The sequence below is a fragment of the Affinirhizobium straminoryzae genome (assembly GCF_007004135.1).
Taxonomy (GTDB): domain Bacteria; phylum Pseudomonadota; class Alphaproteobacteria; order Rhizobiales; family Rhizobiaceae; genus Neorhizobium; species Neorhizobium straminoryzae.
The window spans coordinates 18,031-38,863 of sequence record NZ_VJMG01000019.1 but is presented as its reverse complement, the minus strand read 5'-3'; the positions used below and the strand labels follow the sequence as shown (position 1 = coordinate 38,863).

Below are 20,833 nucleotides of genomic sequence, written 5' to 3'. Positions count from 1 at the left end.
GGCCTACACCTCGCCTCGGCGCTCATGCCCGGCACGGCGCGAAAGTGTCCGCAGCTCACTCATTACGGCCGCCTGAATCCGCTGGACGTTGCCAAGGTTGATGTCCAGCTCTGAGGGATGGACACCCTTTCCTGCATTCAGGGAGCGGGCGACCTGATTCAAATTGATGCCGATCATCCGCATGTCTTCGAGCAATGCGGCCATGATCAACCTGTCTTCCGCAGTCAGAATGGGTCGAACGCCAGCCCCCTCGAGGAGCAGAGAACGGAAAAAAGCAGACACACTCATACCGGCCGACTTGGCCGCTTCTTCGATGGCCGAATACTCTGCATCGCTGACGCGCACGTTGATGAGACGCCCCTTGCGTTGCTTGGCTGTCGGCGCTTCGATTGTGTCCTCACTCATCAATCAACTAGGCCTTCCCGGAGCTTTGCGACCCTCATCGTGGGCTTGTCCCATGAACGCAATGCAAAATGTAAAACATTTTTGCGTATCCTGCCACTCTAAACCTAAAGACCTATCTCATAATTTCAACCTAATTTCACCTCTCGACTGGCTTCGCTTCGCTCGCACTCTTTCCGTTGGAACGCTCACCAGGGCTCACCGCCGAAACCGCTTCTGAAGGCCTTTATCTGTCCCTCGTACTCAGGCGAAAGGGACGCTTCGCTCTTCGCCCTTGCGCCTTCCGTGCGAGCGCCAAGTGAGGCCTCACGCGGCTCCGGGGTTCACCACTCGACCCAGACACTTGTAAAAACCACACGACCAACTCGTGTGACTTGATAGATGTCCTAAAGCGTGCGTTCACACGCATGTTTTGATCTTAACCTGCGTGTGTTCACATGCTAGGTTTGCTTCGATGTGAAGATCTTAACGACGATACTGATGTGCCGATTGAACCCACGTCGGATCGCTAGGGGGCGGGGGAACCATTAGTCTTGAGAGGATCGTGCAATGGCAATCTGCATATCGCTGGTAAGCGGCAAGGGTGGAGCGGGCAAGACAACCGCCGTAATCCTAGTCGCTGGAGAATATGCGCTTCATGGTAAGCAAGTGCTCTTGGTCGATGCCGATGGCCGACAAAACCTGAATGAGTGGTGGTCCCGTTCCGAGGCGAAAGACAACAGGCCAGACGGCATTGAGCTTCGCACGGCAGTAACCAACGCATCACTTCAGCATATTCTGGAGAACGAAACGCATGGGTTTGACGTCGTGCTGATCGACTCGCCCGGTCAAGACACCGTGCTGCGAGACACGATCATCGCCGGCTCGGACATCGTTATGACCCCGATCCAGCCAAACCAAGACGAGATCCTTGCTGCCGGCCAGGCAGCAATGGACGTGGCTGACACCTGCGATCGTACCGGGCGAAACATTCCACATCTCAACTTCAGAACCCGGATTACTCTCCCGGGACGTTCACTGGAAGCCTACCGCCTGATACGCCCCTTCATCGCAAACTTGCAGGAACAGGGATATGATTCATACCTCCTCGACACCGAGCTTTATGAGCGAAACCCATACCGCGACATCAGACTTGGATATGGGACGCTGCAAATGCTGGAGCTGAGCGACTCAGTCAAAAAGGCCCGGAGCGAGGTCATGACCTTGATGCAAGAAATTGAACGTTTCCTGCCGAACGAGCAGAAGAGGTCGTAAGATGGCTAAAGGGACTTCCAGCATATCTGATTTTCCCGTTGCACCGCGACGGTCCCGGGGAAATCCGCCCAATCCAATGTCGCAGCCGGCTATAGACAACGAAGCAGAAAACGCGGTCGCCAGCCATCAACCGGACGAGGTCGCTCTCGCAGAAGCTCCCGCTCAGGTACCAGCCGTTCAGGTGCCCCCAAGATCAAGTTTGATTTTGCCCTCACCGCAGGCTCGCCGGGAGAGAGCGACGAACAAGTCGTTGGAGCGTGAGTCGTCCAGATTACGACTGCAGGAGCTCAAGCAGAACAAGGCGCGCGAGAGCAAGCACTTCGTCAATTGTCCTCTTGATTACGACACCAAGAAACGCTTGGAGCGCGCAGCCTCTGAAAACGACTTAAAAATGACGGTGATCGTCAAGGCCGCAATCGACCAGTTCCTGAAGGATAATGGTTATTGATCCTCGACCTTCGATTTCTGGCCGGGGTGGCCGTGGGCACCACCCTTGGCTTCTTGATCAACCCTGAAGCAGCGGAGAAGGCAGGGATCGACATTCAGTCCATAAAGAGGACTATGCCTGTTATTGGTTCTTCTCCAGCCGAGCCGGTCAAACAAGCTGATTGGCCAACCAACGAACACGCGAAACGAGAGCTGTTCCGGTTTGCGATGTGGGACTTTGAGACATTTGGGCCGAAGTCTGAGATTTTGATCACAAGGTGCTTCAGCATCGACCAGCTTTCATTGGCATGCGAAATGCGCGTGAAGCTGAGCTGGATCTCCGAAGAAAGAACGGTCGAGGGCGTTTTTCAATCCAGCGCCCACAGCTGGAACCTGATCGCTGCGAAAGCCCTGAGCAGGAATGCTCCCACTGGATCTTGAGGTGATGGACAACGCGCCCTGAGTTGCGAATTTTATATCGAGGAGATCAGCATCCTGGCATTCATTCCCCCCACTTTGTTAGGGCTTTGTAACTGGCGCGCAGGATGACAGTGCCTTAATGGCACGTTATGGTGCGTGATATCTGCCACAGGCGGATTTGGGGACTGAGGGAATACCGACTGTGCGGAATCTATCCGACTATATCAAATCAAGGGAACTGGTTGAGACTACAGATCCAGATTTCCAGAGACCCTTGTACCGCAAGGAGGGATTCGACGGCATAGTCAGCTTCGGCGAGATCGACGCAAACCTTTCCGCATTCCTACTCGATGAACGCGCGAAAACTGGTCTGACCCAGAGTGATTTCGCGACCCTGGCTGGTCTCGCTCGAGTGGTCTACAGCCGCTACGAACTGAACATTTCGCGACTGACCGTCTCTCGAATGATTCACCTTTCCGAGCTCCTTGGGTTCCTGCCGATGCAGATGATTCATGCCGCTGCACCTCATCTCTACGGTAAAAATCCTGAAGAGGCCGATGATCGTGTTGAACTCTTCAGACTCATTCATGACCTCCCGCATGACACCATACGCAGTTTGATCGGTATAGTTGGCCAACTGACGCCTAAGGATGTTCTTGAAGCTCGGCAAAAAGCGGAAGCGGAGGCCGAAGCAAAAGCTGAGGCCGAACGCCAACGACTGACTAGAAAAGCGGCGAGAGTCAGCAGGAAAGGCCGTCCCCCTGGCCGGCCACCAGGTCGAAAAACATCCAAGGTCGATACACCGACAGACGATTGAAGAACGGAAAGGGCCGTCAAGTGATGGCCATTTAGGAACGCGTCGTCCCTCGTCCCTGTGGTCTATTCGATCGAGCCCACGACCCGGTACGTCGGCACTACCCCTCACCCCGTTTTCCGATCGCTGTTCGCATTTGCACGCATCAGCGACATCAGCATCGGTCCCAGTCCGAACTCCCCTCCCCTCGCCCGGCGCGTGAGATCGCGGAGATATCCACCTGCCGAATTGATCTGCCCTGCCCTCTCCAAGATTGCAGCCATGGCAACCGCCGCGTTCTCCGGCCCCATCACCTCGCAAGCCTCCTGGTAAGCCGACGGGCTAACACCAAGCATTGATCGTACCACCACCGCGGCGCCCATCAGCTCGCGCCAATGGGAGATCGTGCCCCCGGGCCCGTAGTCCGAAATCTGCGGGCAGGCTTTCAGGACCATCGACAGCGGGAATGCCTTCATCTGTTCCGGCTTTGCCAATGGCTGAGCAACCGCTTTGGCTGCTACTTCCAGCTCGACGGCTCCGTCCTGCTCTTTTCTAGAGCTAGGTTCAAGTTCATAGATGGATTCGGGTTTTGAATTCTGTATGTGGCAGCCATTTTGAACAGCATTGCCGTTCATATTTTGAGAATCTAACTGATTTTCCAGAAGGTTGAGGATTTCGGTGCGCAAAAGCTGCATCTCGTCGAGGATTGCCTCCACCTGGCGACGGTCAGGATTGCGGGGAAGTCGGCTGACAATGCCGACATACATGTCTTCGATGGCTTCCCAGTCGCCGTCAGCCCCCTCCTCCATCGCGGCGGAAATTAGCTTGCGTACATCACGCCGGCAGATAGTCAGCGCCTCTTTAGTTCGTCTGAACTGCAGGCGCTCAGCAGCGACTTCCTGTGCCAGTGCTGCAAGTTCCGCAGCGCGAGCCAAAAGTGGAGAAAGATCGAATCCAAAAGCCTGCTCGATATCGCCACCCTTGTCCCGGTGAGCGTAGCGCTTGCCGTTCGGACTATCCTTGCGCTGGATGAGTCCGGCTTCGACCAAGGCAGCCAAATGCCGCCGCAAGGTCGTTCCGGTTATGCCGTGCGCTCTGACAGACAGCTGAGCATTGGATGGAAAGACCACCAATCCACTATCGCAGTTGAGCTCGCTCTCTGGATAAAACGTCAGCAATGCGTCCAGCACAGTCAGCGCCCTGTCCTGGAGGCCAAGGCGTTCACGGGCCTCACAGGCGTCGCGAAACACCTTCCATTTTTCGACCGGGCGGTTTGGTTTCGTCTCGGACGTCTGAAGCTGCCTCTTTACAAGAGCAAGAACAGCCGGCCGCCGCCCAAAGGGCGTCGTCACATTTCCCGTCTGCATATTCCTTCACCTTTCTTCAGGCAAAAGAAATCCGCTCACCAAAACGATGCCAAAGACTCTTGACTGGGATTCATGGAAATGCGATTCTCGATCTTGCTAGGAATTGAGAGAGGCTTCCATGACGGAAACGTTTTGGGGGCCTTTTTCTTTTGTCGCGGTCTCTCCTCTTGACCAATTAACGAGTGTCTCGATCACACCTCTTGGTGAGTTGGATCGGACTGATTGTTGTATTCGCTTAGAAGGTCAGGCATTCGGTCCGCCAGCCAGCGCGCGAAAGCGCGTTCCTGCTTCGGGATTGAGACCGTAGTTCCAGCCGAATTACTCTTCATGCGGCCAAAAACTCGGTCACCCACGGCGAAGTCAACAATCTCCTCAGCTGGTTCCGCAGTCACTTTGTCGGCTGCAGCACTTGCAGCTCGTATCGCTTGGGCAATACGGCTGGAGCTGTCAGCGCCTCGAAACTCGACCGTGTCGATTATCTTGCGAACACGTGCTGCGCTGCTCGGATCTTTCAGCAACTCGGCAAATGCGGTCCATTTCGGGCGACCAACTCCTTTTGCTCTGCCGATCGCAAGAATGATGTCTTCGGGAACCGCCTCCGTCACTCGAAACAGGTGCGATATTGCCGCTTCTGAAGCTCCCAAGATTGGGCACATGGCGCGATGGGAAAGGCCAGCACTTTTGAGCTGTACTGCCCACATTGCCTGCTCGATCCAGGTCAAGTTTTCCCGAACACCATTCTCAAGCGATTGCTCTTCAATCAATTGCCGATCGGAAAGCTCTCGAACATACGCTCGAATCTTTATGGTCTCCGGGCGATCCGCTTCTGCCATTATGGCCTTGATCGCTGCCCATCGACGGTAACCGTAGGCAAGCTGGTAATGATCCGGTTTCGTCGGATGCGGCCGAACGAGAACCGGAATTTTTTGGCCTTCGCTTGCGATGGAAACCTTAAGCGCCTCGAGCTCTTTGGCCGCATCTTCGTCGTTGCCAAAGCGATCTCTATAGGGGGAGCGGTCGATACGGTCAGGATCGAGTGAAATGACACTATCTTCGGTGAGCTGTGTCAGTGCTCGACCCACATTGGAAATGACCGGTGAAGAGTGCCGCCGCGCCAGCGAGGGCTTGTCAGACGCGTCCGACACCACAGTAGATTCTGTCCGGCTTTCGGCGGCCGCCATTCGCTGAAGGATGCTTTTCTTCATGTGCTACGTCCCCAAACTTTGTGAACGAGGTCGAGGATCTCGGAGTTAACTCGGTCAGCGCTCTCAATTGCGCGCTTCAACGCTTCACGACCGACCTCACCCGACTCAAGCTCGTATAGGGTCTTCTTCGCTACCGCTGCACCGGCGATGGCCGTCGATTCGAGGGCCTCCGCTACGAGTACATCATCACCAAACAATCGGCGCATGACCCCAGACATGTACTTCTGCGGCCCGTCATTCGGGTTCACGCGAGTGAGCAGGAAACGGAAAAAGTCATGTTCAAACTTAGCACCAAACTGTCCCAGCACTTCCGATAGATCGGAGATCATGATCAGGAACTGATTGCACGATGCAACGTCGAGCATCGCCGGATGAACGGTAATGATTAAGGACGTGGCTGCGTAAAGCGCTGCGAGCGTCGAGTATCCAAGGGACGGTGGGGTGTCGATGATCACGATATCGTATCGATCATCGACGCGGGCCAGGGCACTGCTTAGCCGCTCGAAAAACAAACCCAAGTCATCTCTGGTTTTCGACGTCAAATAGGAAGGGGTATCAAACTCAAAGTCCATGAGCTCCAGATTGCCTGGGACTAGATCGACGCCGGGGAAATAGGTCGGCCGGATCACTTCAGCGAGCGGCCGCCTCTCATTGTCATATCGAATGGCTGCATAGGCTGTTTGATTCTCGCCAAGATCGAACTCGGGCTGAATACCAAATAGCGCAGTCATCGATGCTTGCGGATCAAGATCCAGACACAGGACCCGATAACCCTGAAGCCCTAGAAAATGTGCGAGATGGATAGAAGTGGTTGTCTTGGAGCTACCACCTTTAAAATTCGCCGTAGCAATTACCTGAAGCTTTTCCCCTTTGCGACGATGGGGAAGCAGCTCGCCAGCTTCGTCCGGACGTAGTTCGGCCAAGAATCGCCTTAGTTCCTTGACCTGTTCTATCGTGTAGGTTCGCCTATTGTTTTCTGCACGCTCGGGCAAAGGCCCCTTCCCTTCCAGCGTCAACTGGCGAAGAGTACTTTCCGGAACCTTGAGTAGCCTCACTAGGTCAAGGGTTGAGAATGTCCGGCCAAATGTTTTCTGCGCAGACGGTGGGTAGACAGCTTCACGCATATCGTTCAGCTCCGCAGAGAGTTTCGAGGTATAGACCCCGATCTTCGACGCAGTGTCTCTGACGCTCTGAGAAGCTGGCTGCAACATTCAATCCTCTTGACGGTTCTGACCACTTTACGAGATCATTTCCGTCAGGGATGCCAGACTGACTCCGATTCTTCAAGGCGTTTTTCGTTAACGAGAAGTTAACGCATCAAGGATGCCCGACTTTACAGTTGTAAAGTTTTGGGTCGATGCGCATGAGGCCCGACAGTCATGCCAGGCGCCCTACCCTGTAGAAGAGCTGAACTGTCGCAGATAGTCAGCGACTGCCTGAGCCTTTGCGGCGGCAGTGATGACTGCACGGGAATCCTGCTTGAGAACCTTGAGCCAGTTTTCAACGTAGGTCGCGGTGTTGTCTCGCGGATCATGCTCGATGCCAAGATCGGCGCAGACGAACGCGGCTGATATCTCGGCAACAAGCTCCTCCATGGCGTAGGCCTCACTGCCGAACCGCCCACTCAGGTCACGTCCCAAACGTGCCTTTGCACCACTCCAATGAGAAATTTCATGAAGAACAGTGCTGTAAAGGTGACCCTCGCTGAGGAACCGCCCCCGATCCGGAATCAGGATGTCATCGAGACCAGGGCGATAACAAGCCTGCTTGCCGCCGTAGGTGATCTTCGCGCCAGTGCGATCTATGAAGGATTCGACGTTGTCGAGAACTGGAACGGCATCCATTAGCACATCAGCGGCCGGGCTCTTGAAGCGGTCAGGTAGGTTATCGATCTGCTCGACGTTGAAGACGGTGTAGCCCTTGAGATAGGGGACTGCGCGATCGTCCGCCTCCTGATCCTTCGGCATGAAGGTGCCGTACTTGACGACGAGGGTTCCTTGTTCGCCCTTGCGGACCTGGGCGCCAAGCTCCTGAGCCTGCCGGTAAGTCATCCATGTGTTTTCGTCGTAGCCGGCGTGTTGCCCGGAGAGCCACAGCATGACCACGTTGATGCCGCGATAGGCTTCGCCGGAGGCGCGGAGCGGCGTAGCCGACCTGCGGCTGTTTCCGCGCCATGGCCGGATCCAAGGCTTGGTGCCGGCTTCGAGCTGCTGGATGATGGTGTCGGTGATCCGCTGGTAGGTGTCCTTTACGCTCTGCATCGCCGTCTCCTGTTCGTTGGTTGACGGCAAAGATCCGAAGATAGCGAAACGACCCCATGCACCCGTAGGGCCGCAACGGAGTGTAGGACCGCGCAAGCGGTTGAATGGGGAAGGGGCTATCGTAGTTTGTCCGTCAAATCATCCAACGGACAGGGGAGGGCGCAGAGCTCCGGCACCCCGGCCAACGACAAAGGTCCTCACTGCAGCGATAGGGCCGCAGGTCACCGCTCTCGGTCTTGGTTGCGGTTCCGCTGGCGATCGACAAGCTGCTGCGCTTCGATAGCCTTAAGCTCGGCGTTGATGTGCTGCGACTGAGGCTCTTGAGCCTTTTGCTGCCCTGGCTGCGATTGGGCATCTTGGACCTGTTCCGGCCGCCACAGAGTCTTGAAATCAGATCGAGCGGTGAACTTCACCTCCCCGTCGTCGGGAGGCATCCGCTCGGGAAGGTCAGCGCGGTCAACGGCCACAATCCCCCCATCGGTCACGAGACACGCCACGCGATTGTCATGCCCGAGAACCTGCCCTTCGATCACTTCGCCCGGGCGGGCCGTGCGGATATTGTGCTCGAAGGGTTTCTCGCCAGCCTGCTCAAGATCTGACATGGCGCTGCGGATCGCCTCGCGGCGGTTAGGATCCATTGCATCCTGGATGAGGTGCTTCATCGCAGGACTGGACGGATCATTCGTGGTCTCAATGGATGCCTCAATCATGCGAGGTTTGGTGATGACGGTCAGATCGATGTCATGCCCATAGGTGCGGCCCAATGAGACCACCAGAGCTTCGTTTGCCCTTCCATTGCCTTCGCGAAAGGCATGAACATAGTTCAACTCAGATAGGACGTGAGCGGCCTTCTCGGCGAACTGCTCAGGTGTGGCGGCTCGCAAGCCCTGAACGTCTCTAGCAGGCCTCAGCGCCTCGTTGAGACCCATTTCGATGCGCGAGCCGGGGAGGAAGGTCGTGTCGCCCTTCGAAAGCCCACCTACCGGCTCTACCCGCTGCCCATCGACGACAGGACTTTCATTTCGCGTATGTCCTGCCCATTCATAGACATCTTGAAAGATGTAGCCGTGCAGAGCCTTCAGATGCGCTGCGTCGTGATTCCCGGTCGGACCTTTTCCCTCAGCCAGCTCCGTTTGCCTCAAAGCCGTAAAAGCGTATTCGGCCTCACGTAGCGCCGAATGGCTCCTGATATCCAGCTTGTTCTTCAGAACATCCCTGAAATCCTTATCCTCTGAAGTGTTTGGATAGGTGTAGGAGCCTTTGGCTTCATCATCGCGGGCCAAGCGAAACCTCATGCAAAAAAGCCGCCTGAGATCACAGGCGGCCGCGAGAAATATCTAAGTGATGATCAAGCCCGCTTGAAGCGGGCCAGCAACTCTTGGCGCATTTCCTCGGAAGTGATGTCTCCCGCAACGTAACGGCCGTTTGCTTCTTCCAAAACCGGATCGCCAGTGTAACCCTGCCGCATATTGGCGGCACGAGCCTGATCGACGGCTTTCTGTCGGGCTGCAACAGCTTCCGGAGAGCGATCGGGGCGAGGGGCATGAACGTTCATTGGCGGAGCCTCCAGTTATTATTCAACTTAGCACAAAAAGAGCCAAATATCCAGCGAATGCGGGGTAAGCGGCTCTTTTATGGTGGGAGCCCGATCAGAGATCGGGCCTCGCAGAGCGATCAATCGCGGGGTTCCCATTCGATGATGGCCTGCAGTGCCACGTCATCTTGGCCGGGGTAGCGGCCCAAGTTGGCGTTGAAGCCGAGGCGCTTGATGGAGAGGGTGTAGTACGGCTTCCCTTCTCCGCTGGTCTTCTTCCAGATGCCGCCAACTTCGATGTCGTGGCCGCGAGGTGATTTGGCATAGACGCGATGCGTCGGAGCCTTTTCGTTGGTGGAGTCGAAAGGTGTGACCTTGATATCCAGGTCCCGGTCGATGGTGGAGATAAGGCCGGTTCCCTTGGCGTTGTCGATGTCGTCTTTGTCGAACTGAATGAAGTTGGTCATGCTCATGTTAATCACTCCTCTATGGTGGTTGCGATGATCGTTCATTAGGCACGGCGAAAAGCGGTGCGCACCGTAGGCCGGAGCGCAGCGAAGGAGGCTGGACGGGGACAAATTTTGTTTCGCGAGGAAGCTGAAGGCGGGGAAAATTTGGAGACGAACGGCTTTGCGCCAACCGCGTCGCCGTGCGAACGGGCATCAAGAGCAACCACTTTGGAGAAGTGGGGCCTGAGCGCTTGCAGCAATACGTCACCTCGACAAATGGGACATCGGCACAGGTCAAGGGCGGGATTGTGCTGAATGCAGCCGAACCAGCAGCCTGAAACAAGAGGCTGGGGTTAACCAAGAGTTCCACCAAAACATGAGATCTCGCCATCTGTTGCCCATATCAGCGCCGCCAGTCGTTCAGTTGCCGGAATGGCCGCGGCGATAGGAGGAGGGTGATTCAACCTGAGCGCCCCATAAGCCTTGGCCTAGCTGCCGGGCTCTTGCCTCGGCGCGGCGATACTGGTCCAGGTCGATCGGATGGGATCTTGGCAGATACCGCAACAAGAGGCTGGCTTGGCCCGCCTTCACCATTTCAAGGCCAATATCCGAGTTGTCGATGAAGCACTGGCCGACAAGGCGTTTGTACTGGTCTCGATCGACTTCAACGCAGCGGACATGCTTGCCATCGATCATGCGGGCGAGGAAGCGACGTGCCTCAATCCCGCAATTCCATATCACACCGTTTTTGGAGCCAGTCTGATCCCGCTCACAGGCGTCAATGGCCGCGATACGGATCCTCTGTTGGCGAATGCTGAAGGTGTCACCGTCGATCACTCGCGCCCGGCCTGAATAGTCGGCCGCTGCAGAAGACGCGGTGAACAGAAGCGCGGCCAGCGCGGCTCCGACCAAGCGATTTTCTATCACGAGTGTGCCTCCATCGAGTTGCGGGCTGCCAGCCCAAAAACGGAGCGGTTCAGATGAAGGTCTCCGCTCGCGGCGCGGTCGGTCATAGCCCGCAAATACCCGCCCGGCGAGCTGATCTCGGCCCGCGTGTATTTCTCAAACGTCAGAGCAATCGCAACAGCTGCCGCCTGCTGCCCCATTCGGTCCACGGCGCGCTGGCGCGCGTCCTCAGACACACCGGCGATGCGGCAAAGCTTGGGGGCAATCCGGTCCAGGTCCGCCCAGCTGCGCGGCGGGTTGTAGCCATATTCGGCAAGGCTTGGCGTAGCCCTCCACACATCTTCCAGCGCCACAAGTGACAGCTGCGGGTGCTTTTGCCTGTTGCTTTGGCTCGAACGGCGCCTCAGGCTTTCTTCAAAAGCCCTCTTGCTGGCGGAGCCAGCCTCTAACGAACTGACTTGTTCGGCGTCAGCCGAACGCCGTTCATCATTACGAGGTCCAAAAGGATTGGGGGTTGTAATCTGTATGTGCATGTCGTTTTCGACATCCGTGCATGTCATATTTGCATCTATGTCGGACGCTTGAGGAGTCCGATTCACGTTGCGCAGTCGGTCGGCAAGCCACTCCAAAAGCATTGTTGCCTTCCGGAGGACTTGGGCCGGTGCGTGCATGGCTGATCCGATGAAGGCCGCGATCTTCTCAACACGGGAGCTGATCCGCCCGAGAATGACTTCGCCTCGTTCGGTTGAGGACACGAGAGCATACCTCGCGGCACGCAGAGCGTCCCGGAAGCGACGCGCTGCGTTGTCCCGAACTCGAATCTCTTCCCGCTTCTGGCGCACCAGCTGATCAAGTTCATGGTGCCGAGCGATCAGGACGCGCAGATCAATGCCGCAGGCGTCGGCAATATCTCCTTCGCCGTCCCGGATCGGGTAGCGCTTGAAATTCGCGCTGTCCTGCATGGTGACGAGGCCGAGGTCGTACAAGCGCGAGAGAATACGGCTTATGCGTCCCGGTGACTTGTTAATGTCATAGCCAAGCTGCCTGTTCGACTTGTAGACGATCGGGCGACCTCCTTTATCGAAGGCGTCGGCCTTCGCGGTCGTTATGATGGCTTCCAGCAATGCGTATTCTGCAGTTTTGATCATCCCGACTGTCATCAGGTTCTTTGCAAGCACCGCCAGCTGCCCACGCGTCACCGTTCCGACTTCCGTTGACTGCGCCAGTCGCCGGAATTGGGCTCGCTCCTTCGTCATTCTACGACCTGTCGGCCGCTTTTGTTGTGTGGGTTCCCCCATCGTCCGTCTCCTGTCAGAGGCCAGACAAAGCTCCGCCGTTCACCGAAAAGGTGTTTTGATTATTGACATCGGAGGGGAGGTCTGCGAGAACGATCTTGCTTATATTTTCGAACTGCAGACCGCTTCCGGATCTTTCGGGAGCGGTTTTTCTTTTCTGGGCCGGGTGTGATCTCCAAAAGGCTGTTAGAATGCGTGAGTCGGAATCGGTTATGGTTCCGCCCGTTACGATTTGTAGCCTGAGATACCGAATTGATGCAAGTTGACACATTTCCGCGCTGCTGCGCCGGTTCAGCTGACACCTGAAATAGCGCCTACATTTCAATTTTTTAGCCTGCTCTTCTGCGCCTTCCCTCTCTCCACGCTGAAATCTGGAACGTTTCCAAAGTGGGATTTACCCCCCTTTATTGTTGGGGAAATTCAACAGGGTGGGGAGGAGAGTTTGAGAGGAGGGGGCGAGGGCCTCCTCTCAACAAGCGGCCTGATCTGCCGTCCCCCGATACGTTTCTGCCTCCCAGGCACCTGCGAAAGCGCCCGCATTGGCTCGATGCCAAGGCGGGCACTAAGGTGCGATCTTGAAGCAAGCTCAGCCGCGCTGAAAAGCATCCTCAAGGTAGGTCGGCGGTAGATCGAACGCTTTCAGCGCTGTATCGAGTGCTTTCTGCACATCATCCTAATCAACATGCTCCGGGTCGCTCAGGTAGGCGTTAATCAGCTGACAGCAGCTTTGGGCGGCAAGGGTCGGATCAGGTTCGGAATCAAGGATGGCTCATCCTCTGGAATAGGGGAGCCGGTCACGCTGGAAGACGTGACCGGCGGAAAGCAGCGGCGGGATTATTCCGCTGCTATCGGGAACGAATGTTCGCTCTTTTCCTCTGAGGTTTCAGTCTCACCCCCTGCGTTGGGGTCTGACGCGATCCGAACGTGAGGCGGAAGCCAACCGCAGTCCTTAATGGAATTGGCGGCATACTCCGCAGCCTCGCCCTTCTTCATGCTGCCGATACCGGCGGCGAAATCCTCGCCGCGCACCTCGGCAACAACGGCTTGAATGGTCGGCCTGTTGACGTGGCTGAAATAGCTTTCCGCCGTAGTTTCAAACCAGTCACGCATGTCCACATTCAATGCGCAGCCCATCTGGTCGGCATGTGCCAGCGCTTGGCTGCGACTGCTGAACTTCTTCTCAACCGCATTGACGGAATGGGCGGCGGCATAGGCCAGAAGCTGCAACAATTCGCTTTGCGATTGATCCATCAGCCATTCCCAAAGGTCAGCAGGATCGCCGGGAAGCCGGTGCCCATAGTTTTCCTTAAGGCTTCCCCACGCCTCGAGGGCCTTGTTCTCGGCGGGACGCTTCATCGAACCGTCCAGCACTTCATGAGTGACAGAGATTTCAAGCGCGCTCTGGTGGCCGGGAATGCCCCATTCCGTGCGATACTGCACTTTGAGCAACATCGCGTGGACGACCGCGACAAGCGCAATGTCGGGATTGTTCGCCAGCTCGACACGAAGTGCCGCCGTCTTCTGAGCGGTCAGGTCTTCAATCAATGCGGCTGAATGGGTCAGCCCCTTAGATTTCGAAGCGCCGTCAGCCTCCTCGGTCGCCCCGCCTTGCTTTCCTTCCGTGGCCTCGGCCTTCTTCTTGTCCTCGTGGCGGACAAAGCCTCTCAGCACCGACAACTTGCCCCAATGGTCGATTGTGACGATTGCCCCTGCCATTGCGAGGTCTTCGCTGCGACAGGCTTCTTCGCGCTTCTGCAGGACGGCAATTTCCTGCTCGACGGCGGACAAGGCGGCCTCTGCACCTTCATCCTCCTGATCCGCATCGATCTGCGCCGCCAGTTCGTCATAGCGCTCAGTCAGTGCGTCAAGCTTGGCTTGATCCTCGTCGCTTAGGTCCAAGCGCTGCGGGTAAACCCGGGCCATCTGATAGATGTTATCCGGCTGCTGAGCGCACCACTCGACCCATTTCCAGCCTTCGGCCTTCACGGCTTCCGCCTCGATCTCCAACTTCTCGGCAACCAGCTTTTCAAGCAAGCCGCTATCGCATGCAAAGCCTCCTCCCTGCTCGACAAACAGGTCGCGGCGCACTGGACCGCCCGCCGCCTCATAAACCTCTAACCCGCCGATCAGCGCGAGCCGCTTGTCGCTTGCGGGGACTTCATCCACGGCGAGCCGGCGCTTGATTGTGTTGGCGCTGCGATCCCATGAGGGGAGGGCATTCCAAACCTCTTCCTGTCGAGCGTGATCGTCGGTGATGGTGAAGGCGGCAAGCTGCTCAAAGGTCATATCCTCGGCGCGGAACGCCGAGAACAGGACAGGGGAAACCTTCGCCAGCGCAAGACGGCGGTTGACGATGATTTCGGTTGTCCCGAAACGGGCGGCGATGTCCTTGATGGACTTGCCCTCATCGAACAACGCTTTGAATGCCTCGAACTGGTCCGCCGGGTGCATGGCCTCCCGCATGACGTTCTCGGTCAGGCTTAACTCCGTTGCGTCACCCGCCTCCCGGACAATGACGTTCACGGCGTAGTCGGCCCCGATCTCGCCCCGTTCGGCCAGAAGATTGAGGGCTGCGAGGCGGCGACCGCCGGCCGTCACGAGGTATCGGCCTTTGGGAGCTTTGCGCACCACAAGGTTTTGAATAATGCCATTGGCGAGAATGGACGCCGACAGGCTCTCGATGCTCTCCTTGGTGTAGGTCTTGCGGACGTTTTTGGGGTCTGCGTTCAGCTTGTTCAGTGCTACCGCGATGATGTCGCTCATGGTTCCTTGCTCCAGTTTTTCCCGTTTCCCTTGGGAGCAAGCCCCGCTAGTGGGCGAAGCCTCTGCCTTCGTTTTCGAAGGATGTGCCCCCACATCCGGCGGAACGAAGGGGGAGGGCTTCAGCCCGCTCCCGTTAGGACGCGGATCGGGTCATGGGGCGGGAGGAAGGAAACACGGAAGGTTTGCCGGCCTGACGGCGAAAGCCGTTTTTCCTGACGAGCGACAGCGCTTGCGCGCTTGCCCATTGGCGCGATCGGCGACCTATCGTAAGAGCGGTACAGGGCAGGGTAGATGGGCGGCCGACCCTGGCCGCTCCTTTCGGATGCGAACCGGCGACGCCGGTTCTCCGTCTTCTGATACAGGTTATAACACGACGGATCTGCCCGCTGCGCTCCGAGTGATGAGCGCTCCGCTCCTCGAGCAGCTCTCCGTTTCAACTTGATTCAACATGTCGATAGCGGTCGCTATCCCAGTCCCTGACGAAGATAGAGAGACAGAGCGACAGGCAAGTCTTGGGCGCGATGCTGGCTACGAGCTTTTGCAGGGATATCTGACCGGCTGGCGTTTCGCTAGAACTCCGAAGGCTGGACAAGGCATCCCAGTGCGGACGCAGCAGTACGGTGTACGGCATAGACGCGCTTGGCTTTTTTTTGGGCGTTTGCCCACGCTTCGTGCAAAAGAAACCACGAAATTAGCGAAGCGTAAACAAGTGGCCCTTAAATATCGCATTCGGTGACTGTGCTCCGTCCGAAGTCGTTAAAAACGCTTCTTCGATGGGCCTCACCTCAAATGCGGCTTGCCGCATTTGAAATGTCGACGGGGACATTCGTTGGGAAGGGATCATTATGACCATCAGGGTCAAGCTTCTTGCATGCATTTCGTTGCTCACCGCAGCATTGATAACCATCACGGGTTTCAGCTTTTACGCCCTTAAAAAGGAAGCGGAAATCGCCAACTCGATCGTTGCCGACAGGGTGTTGCCAATGGAGCAACTGAAGCGGATCGGCGATGGCTATGCCGTCAATATTGTTGATAGCGCTCACAAGGTGAGATCTGGCGCGCTCTCTCCTCAAGATGGCTTGAGTAATATAGACGCGGCGCTGGCCTCCATCGATGCGCACTGGAAGGAGTACACATCGACGGTGCTGACCGCAGAAGAGAAGCAAATTGCCGATCACTTCGTGCAGGTCAAGGGAGAGGCAAACGAAGGAGTGCAGTTGCTGAGACAGATTCTGGTTTCCCGCGACAGTGCTGCGCTCTCAGAATTCGTTGAGCAGAGGCTCTACCCGACTATTGATCCCCTCGGCACCGATATCTCGAAACTGATCGATCTGCAGATCGAGGTCTCAAAGCAGGACCTCGCTAAAGGCAATGAGCTGGCATCGCTTTTGACAGCCGGCATGACGATACTCACGGTCTTCGGGGCCGCTGTTGCCGCATTCTCCACTTGGACCGTATTGAGAGGCGTAATTCGCCCCGTGAACTCCATCACCGCGGCGATGTCCGATCTCGCGAATGGAAACCTTCAAGTCCAAATCTACGGCCAGGGCCGTCGGGACGAAATCGGCAAGATGGCCTCCACCGTTGCCATATTCCGAGACAATGCCCAAGAACGTGTGCGCCTTGAACAGGAAGCTGAGGCAAATCGTTCACTCAGCGAGCAGGAGCGTCTCGAGCGTGAGCAGCAGCAGGCTCGCGAAGCCGCAGAAGTGCGGTTCGCCGTTGAGAGCATCGGCCGCGCCCTCAACGAGCTCTCAAATGGCAAACTGAATTACCGGATAGATGCCGTCTTTTCAGAGCGACTGGATCAGGTTCGCTTAGACTTCAACGAAGCCGTTGCTAAGCTCGAGGATGCGATGCGCCGGGTCGGCCAAAATGCGCAAGCCATCGCGGCCGGCTCCAATCAGATCCGCGCGGCGGCCGACGACCTTTCAAAGCGAACGGAACAGCAAGCGGCATCTGTAGAGGAAACTGCAGCAGCGCTTGAGCAGATCACCACAACGGTCTCCGATTCCAGTCGCCGCGCCGAAGAAGCTGGAAAGCAGGTCCAAGAAACACGGCAGTCTGCCGAGCGCTCCGGAGAGATCGTCAATCGTGCTGTTCATGCAATGCAGGAGATTGAATCCTCGTCGCGCGAAATCTCAAGCATTATCGGTGTAATCGACGAGATCGCCTTCCAGACGAATCTGCTGGCGCTCAACGCTGGGGTCGAGGCGGCGCGCGCTGGTGAGGCTGGCAAGGGCTTTGCTGTCGTCGCCCAAGAGGTGCGAGAACTTGCTCAGCGATCCGCCTCCGCGGCGAAAGAAATCAAGACTTTGATCTCGAAGTCTGGCGAGCAGGTGGAGAACGGCGTACATCTCGTCACAGAAACGGGCAGGGCGCTTGAGCATATCGTGTCTCAGGTTCAGGCGGTCAGCGTCAATGTTACCGCAATCGTCGAGGGCGCCAAGGAGCAAGCGACGGGGCTGAAGGAAATCAATACAGCCGTCAATACAATGGACCAAGGCACGCAGCAGAATGCTGCGATGGTCGAGGAATCGACTGCAGCCAGCCATTCGTTGGCCAAGGAAGCAGAAGCTTTATTCCAGCTCATCGGACTTTTCGAAATCGGAAACTCGCAAAACAAGTCCATGCCAGCGGAACGTTCCTCGATGCCCCCGGCAAACACATCACCTGCACGCCGACTAATGAATCGTGTTGCCACCGCCGTCAGAGGGAATGCTGCAGTGAAATCCGAGGCGTGGGAGGATTTTTAAAGTCCTCCGTTCATAATAGTCGCGGGCCAGCTCGATCTGGTCCGCGTCCGCATTCCGGCAATGAAGGTTGCAGTCATGGAAGTTGATACCGAGCTGATCACAGGACGCATTCTTGGTCGTGGCTTGAACAGCCTACGCGTACGGTTCACCCTGATGATTGGGACTTTTTGCTCGATTGTTGCAGCACTCGTGTTCTACTTGCTGGAAGCCGGAAGCGATTTCACCCACACGTTGACGACTTTGGGCTACATTAAGCTGGTAGCTTCGATCGCTGCCGCTTCGGGGTTTACATATTATATGACTGGTCGGCTCACTCGGCCAATTCAGAACCTGAAAGCCAGTACGGAGGCTATTGCCTCAGGCGACTATAGCGCTGTTGTCACTGTGGACTGCAACTGTGAAGTCGGCGGCTTGGCCGAGAGCTTTCGCAAGATGGTGGCGCGCCTCAATGATAATGTGTCCAAGATCAACACATTGGCCTATGAAGACGGTGTTACCGGTCTTCCCAACCGCGCAGTACTGAGCGAGATCATCGACCGGAATCCTGATCTCAAGGGTCATGTGCTGTTCATCGACCTCGACCGGTTCAAACAAGTCAATGACCTCTATGGTCATCAGGTCGGTGACACTTTGCTTCAGATGGCTGCGACCAGAATGATGGTGGACGGCCTTGAAATCACTCTGGATGGGATGAACCGATGTCTCACTCCAGAGAGTGTCAATTTGGAATCGGCCGGATGTCGACTTCTGTTTCGATTTGCCGGTGACGAATTCGTTGTGCTGGTGACAGGTAGCGCAGGGGACAAAGACGTTACGGACATAGCTCAGCAGATCATTCGATCACTCGCTGAGCCGTTTGTGATCGGCGAACGACAAGTTCAGATTGGCGCGAGTGTTGGTATTGCCGTGCTTGGCGACGAAGCCGTTGATGCTGCTGACACCCTCAAGTACGCCGACATGGCTATGTACGAGGCGAAGAGCCGCGGTCGAGGAACCTACGCGTTTTTTGATGATCAAATGCGAGATAGGGCGACTGATCGCTGCGAGCTTGAACGTGACTTCCTCCATGCGATCGCCAACGACGAAATCATTGTCCACTATCAACCCAAGATCAATCTCGCCTCAAATAGTGTCGAAGGTTATGAAGCGCTGGTGAGGTGGGCGCATCCAACGCGGGGCCTGTTGTATCCCGGAAGCTTCCTTGATGTCGTAGGGACGGGTGATGGGCTGGAGCGGATTGGACGCAAGGTGATGTCGATTGTCGCGACCGATATCCCAAAACTTCGTGCATCGGGAATTTCGTGCCGCGTTGCAGTCAACGTGTGTCCAACTCAATTCGCGGATGATGAGTTTGCCGATCGGCTCACCGACTATGTGAAGTCGCTCGGTGTCGCGCCTAGTAATTTCGAGCTGGAGGTCACGGAAGCTGTCGCGATGTTAGATGTTGAGAAGGCGAGAAAACATCTGCTCGCTCTGAAACGCGCCGGTTTCAAACTGTCCATCGATGACTTCGGGATGGGATTTTCCAACCTGGCCCAGCTGTCCAAGCTCCCCTATGACAGCCTCAAGATCGATCGTTCGCTCATCTCTGACATTGTGACGAATCACGATAGCCGGATCATTGTGTCGGCGATAGTTTCGATGGCTCACGGCCTTGGGCACACCGTTGTTGCCGAAGGCGTCGAGACCGCAACGCAGCTAGAGATCTTGCGGCTGCTCGGCTGCGATACGTTGCAGGGATACTATTTGGGAATCCCAGTGCCGTTTATTGACCTAATTGCCGAGGCCAGCAGGCCTACAGAGCCTGTAGCGGCCGTCGGTTTCTGAGGGGATTCCATCTCTGGTGGGGCTGAGCATGAAGTGGCGAACCGTCTTTTTGTGGGGATTGTCGGTAGTTTGCTGTATTCAGCTGCTCAAACTCGGTTTGGTTGTGTTTGATGAGCCCGATGCAGACGTAAAGATTGTCGAGGACACCTCTCACATCACCGCCGGACACAACTAGCACGAGGTAAGGCTCGCAGCGCCTTACCCCGGGATCACGGCAACAGTGGACTTGCTGGCCATCTGGTTCTTCCTCAGCAAGCGTACTAGCCTTAATAGCCGCGAGCATCCAACAACTGCTGCGGAATATCGCCACCCCTGCCAGTACCTTGCTCTTGGACGATCCATTGTATTTGAGCATTGCATCAAGCAGCCTGCTCGCTATGGTGTGTCTGGCCATGCCAAGCTTTGGGAGGCAGAGGCGAGCCGAGCTTGGACCGAAACTGATGCAGCCCCCGCCGCTTGGGACTCCCAGGAGCGGCTTTTGACCCGCCACTTACGGCGGGTCTTTTTTGGGGATCAGACCGCAGACCCGGCTTTCGGACCATTACGCCTGCCCAGAGGCAGATCCTCGACACCGGACATAAAGGCCTCATAGCGCAATATCGGAACTCCTGCCACTCGTCCTGCTTGAGCGCTGCACTTCCATGCGTCTGCGCCGGGCGTTCTATTCCATGATAGGCCGTACCCTGCGGGGCAGGGTGCGGCCGTACCTCACTGAGGCTTGTTGTCGTTTCCGGCCTTGCCGTTGAACTCGACCTTGGCGAGGAGCGGAAGCATCACGGCGATGGAGAACCGAAGTTGGCCCTTATGGGACAACTTCGCGATTTGCCGGTTGATAAACTGGCGAAGGCGACGGCCGGTTTTCTAGCAGAAGGTTACGAGCGTTTTCATCAGAGGTTCCTCCTTAGTGGTTGTGCGTAATCGCGAAGCTCGAATACGGCTGGAACCGCCGAGTGCATCGCGTAGCGATCGCAACAGAGCGAAGCGGAGGGGAGAACCCTTTAGGGTTGCACGCTAAGGCGGGGCCTGCCGTATCGTGCGCAGGATTAGATTGCGTACGGCCACTAAGGAGCGGCCTGAAAACGCGGCCTTCGTAGCCCCGGCCGTCGCCTTCGCCTTCAACCGGCAAATCGCCATCCGGCCGCCAGGTCGGATCTCCATCGCCGTGATGCTGCAGC

17 protein-coding genes are annotated in these 20,833 nt (G+C 56.5%); 6 read left to right on the top strand and 11 right to left on the bottom strand.

What is annotated here, in order from left to right; genetic code table 11:
• Nucleotides 1–3 precede the first annotated feature (3 nt).
• Entirely contained in the window at nt 4–405 is a 402-nt protein-coding gene (locus FNA46_RS08650) for a DUF6290 family protein (RefSeq protein ID WP_143124792.1), read from the bottom strand.
• A gap of 546 nt (nt 406–951) precedes the next feature.
• On the opposite strand from FNA46_RS08650, the gene FNA46_RS08645 reads away from it, so the two are divergent.
• The 4 genes from FNA46_RS08645 to FNA46_RS08630 all read left to right on the top strand — a co-directional run bounded on the left by FNA46_RS08645 (nt 952) and on the right by FNA46_RS08630 (nt 3,319).
• Entirely contained in the window at nt 952–1,656 is a 705-nt protein-coding gene (locus tag FNA46_RS08645; RefSeq protein ID WP_137040027.1) for a ParA family protein, read from the top strand.
• Nucleotide 1,657: 1 nt separating this feature from the next.
• Nucleotides 1,658–2,104 (top strand): hypothetical protein, encoded by a 447-nt coding sequence (locus FNA46_RS26355; protein ID WP_246102961.1) that lies wholly within the window; start codon nt 1,658–1,660, stop codon nt 2,102–2,104.
• Entirely contained in the window at nt 2,101–2,523 is a 423-nt protein-coding gene (locus FNA46_RS08635; RefSeq protein WP_143124791.1) for a hypothetical protein, read from the top strand. Before FNA46_RS26355 ends, FNA46_RS08635 begins: the two co-directional genes overlap by 4 nt.
• Nucleotides 2,524–2,776: 253 nt before the next feature.
• Nucleotides 2,777–3,319, top strand: coding sequence for a helix-turn-helix domain-containing protein (locus FNA46_RS08630; RefSeq protein ID WP_246102959.1), 543 nt, complete (start codon nt 2,777–2,779; stop codon nt 3,317–3,319).
• Between the two features lie 104 nt (nt 3,320–3,423).
• Here FNA46_RS08630 and repC (FNA46_RS08625) read toward each other — a convergent pair whose 3' ends face one another.
• The 10 genes from repC (FNA46_RS08625) to FNA46_RS08580 all read right to left on the bottom strand — a co-directional run bounded on the left by repC (FNA46_RS08625) (nt 3,424) and on the right by FNA46_RS08580 (nt 15,075).
• Nucleotides 3,424–4,662 carry a plasmid replication protein RepC gene (gene repC, locus FNA46_RS08625; protein WP_143124790.1) on the bottom strand — a complete coding sequence of 413 codons (1,239 nt, stop codon included), beginning with the start codon at nt 4,660–4,662 and terminating at the stop codon, nt 3,424–3,426.
• Between the two features lie 191 nt (nt 4,663–4,853).
• A complete protein-coding gene (gene repB / locus FNA46_RS08620) occupies nt 4,854–5,867 on the bottom strand; it encodes a plasmid partitioning protein RepB (protein ID WP_143124789.1) in 1,014 nt (337 codons plus the stop codon).
• Nucleotides 5,864–7,078, bottom strand: a complete 1,215-nt coding sequence (gene repA, locus FNA46_RS08615; protein WP_143124788.1) for a plasmid partitioning protein RepA — start codon at nt 7,076–7,078, stop codon at nt 5,864–5,866. Before repA ends, repB begins: the two co-directional genes overlap by 4 nt.
• A 180-nt stretch (nt 7,079–7,258) precedes the next feature.
• A complete protein-coding gene (locus FNA46_RS08610) occupies nt 7,259–8,128 on the bottom strand; it encodes an ArdC family protein (RefSeq protein WP_143124787.1) in 870 nt (289 codons plus the stop codon).
• A gap of 221 nt (nt 8,129–8,349) precedes the next feature.
• Nucleotides 8,350–9,411, bottom strand: a complete 1,062-nt coding sequence (locus FNA46_RS08605) for a Fic/DOC family protein (RefSeq protein ID WP_246102957.1) — start codon at nt 9,409–9,411, stop codon at nt 8,350–8,352.
• A 65-nt stretch (nt 9,412–9,476) separates the two neighbouring features.
• Nucleotides 9,477–9,683 carry an antitoxin VbhA family protein gene (locus FNA46_RS08600; RefSeq protein WP_037093580.1) on the bottom strand — a complete coding sequence of 69 codons (207 nt, stop codon included), beginning with the start codon at nt 9,681–9,683 and terminating at the stop codon, nt 9,477–9,479.
• 119 nt (nt 9,684–9,802) lie between these two features.
• Nucleotides 9,803–10,135, bottom strand: a complete 333-nt coding sequence (locus tag FNA46_RS08595) for a DUF736 family protein (protein ID WP_102022171.1) — start codon at nt 10,133–10,135, stop codon at nt 9,803–9,805.
• Nucleotides 10,136–10,531: 396 nt separating this feature from the next.
• On the bottom strand, nt 10,532–11,035 hold the full coding sequence (locus tag FNA46_RS08590) for a thermonuclease family protein (protein ID WP_425468692.1): 504 nt from the start codon (nt 11,033–11,035) through the stop codon (nt 10,532–10,534).
• Nucleotides 11,035–12,315, bottom strand: a complete 1,281-nt coding sequence (repC, locus tag FNA46_RS08585) for a plasmid replication protein RepC (protein WP_143124785.1) — start codon at nt 12,313–12,315, stop codon at nt 11,035–11,037. The genes FNA46_RS08590 and repC (FNA46_RS08585) overlap by 1 nt, the downstream gene beginning before the upstream one ends.
• Nucleotides 12,316–13,146: 831 nt before the next feature.
• Nucleotides 13,147–15,075: a ParB/RepB/Spo0J family partition protein gene (locus FNA46_RS08580; protein ID WP_143124784.1), complete on the bottom strand. Its 1,929-nt coding sequence runs from the start codon at nt 15,073–15,075 to the stop codon at nt 13,147–13,149.
• A gap of 845 nt (nt 15,076–15,920) precedes the next feature.
• On the opposite strand from FNA46_RS08580, the gene FNA46_RS08565 reads away from it, so the two are divergent.
• Nucleotides 15,921–17,831, top strand: a complete 1,911-nt coding sequence (locus FNA46_RS08565; protein ID WP_143124781.1) for a HAMP domain-containing methyl-accepting chemotaxis protein — start codon at nt 15,921–15,923, stop codon at nt 17,829–17,831.
• Between the two features lie 75 nt (nt 17,832–17,906).
• Complete coding sequence (locus FNA46_RS08560) at nt 17,907–19,658, top strand: bifunctional diguanylate cyclase/phosphodiesterase (RefSeq protein WP_185969776.1); 1,752 nt, start codon at nt 17,907–17,909, stop codon at nt 19,656–19,658.
• The last annotated feature ends 1,175 nt before the right edge of the window (nt 19,659–20,833 follow it).

Coding starts and splice junctions, on each gene's coding strand:
- FNA46_RS08600 (WP_037093580.1), bottom strand. CDS start 9,683: ATGAACGTTCATGCCCCTCGCCCCGATCGCTCTCCGGAAGCTGTTGCA.
- FNA46_RS08580 (WP_143124784.1), bottom strand. CDS start 15,075: ATGAGCGACATCATCGCGGTAGCACTGAACAAGCTGAACGCAGACCCC.
- FNA46_RS08650 (WP_143124792.1), bottom strand. CDS start 405: ATGAGTGAGGACACAATCGAAGCGCCGACAGCCAAGCAACGCAAGGGG.
- repC (WP_143124785.1), bottom strand. CDS start 12,315: ATGGGGGAACCCACACAACAAAAGCGGCCGACAGGTCGTAGAATGACG.
- FNA46_RS08610 (WP_143124787.1), bottom strand. CDS start 8,128: ATGCAGAGCGTAAAGGACACCTACCAGCGGATCACCGACACCATCATC.
- FNA46_RS08645 (WP_137040027.1), top strand. CDS start 952: ATGGCAATCTGCATATCGCTGGTAAGCGGCAAGGGTGGAGCGGGCAAG.
- repA (WP_143124788.1), bottom strand. CDS start 7,078: ATGTTGCAGCCAGCTTCTCAGAGCGTCAGAGACACTGCGTCGAAGATC.
- FNA46_RS26355 (WP_246102961.1), top strand. CDS start 1,658: ATGGCTAAAGGGACTTCCAGCATATCTGATTTTCCCGTTGCACCGCGA.
- FNA46_RS08560 (WP_185969776.1), top strand. CDS start 17,907: ATGGAAGTTGATACCGAGCTGATCACAGGACGCATTCTTGGTCGTGGC.
- FNA46_RS08565 (WP_143124781.1), top strand. CDS start 15,921: ATGACCATCAGGGTCAAGCTTCTTGCATGCATTTCGTTGCTCACCGCA.
- FNA46_RS08595 (WP_102022171.1), bottom strand. CDS start 10,135: ATGAGCATGACCAACTTCATTCAGTTCGACAAAGACGACATCGACAAC.
- repB (WP_143124789.1), bottom strand. CDS start 5,867: ATGAAGAAAAGCATCCTTCAGCGAATGGCGGCCGCCGAAAGCCGGACA.
- repC (WP_143124790.1), bottom strand. CDS start 4,662: ATGCAGACGGGAAATGTGACGACGCCCTTTGGGCGGCGGCCGGCTGTT.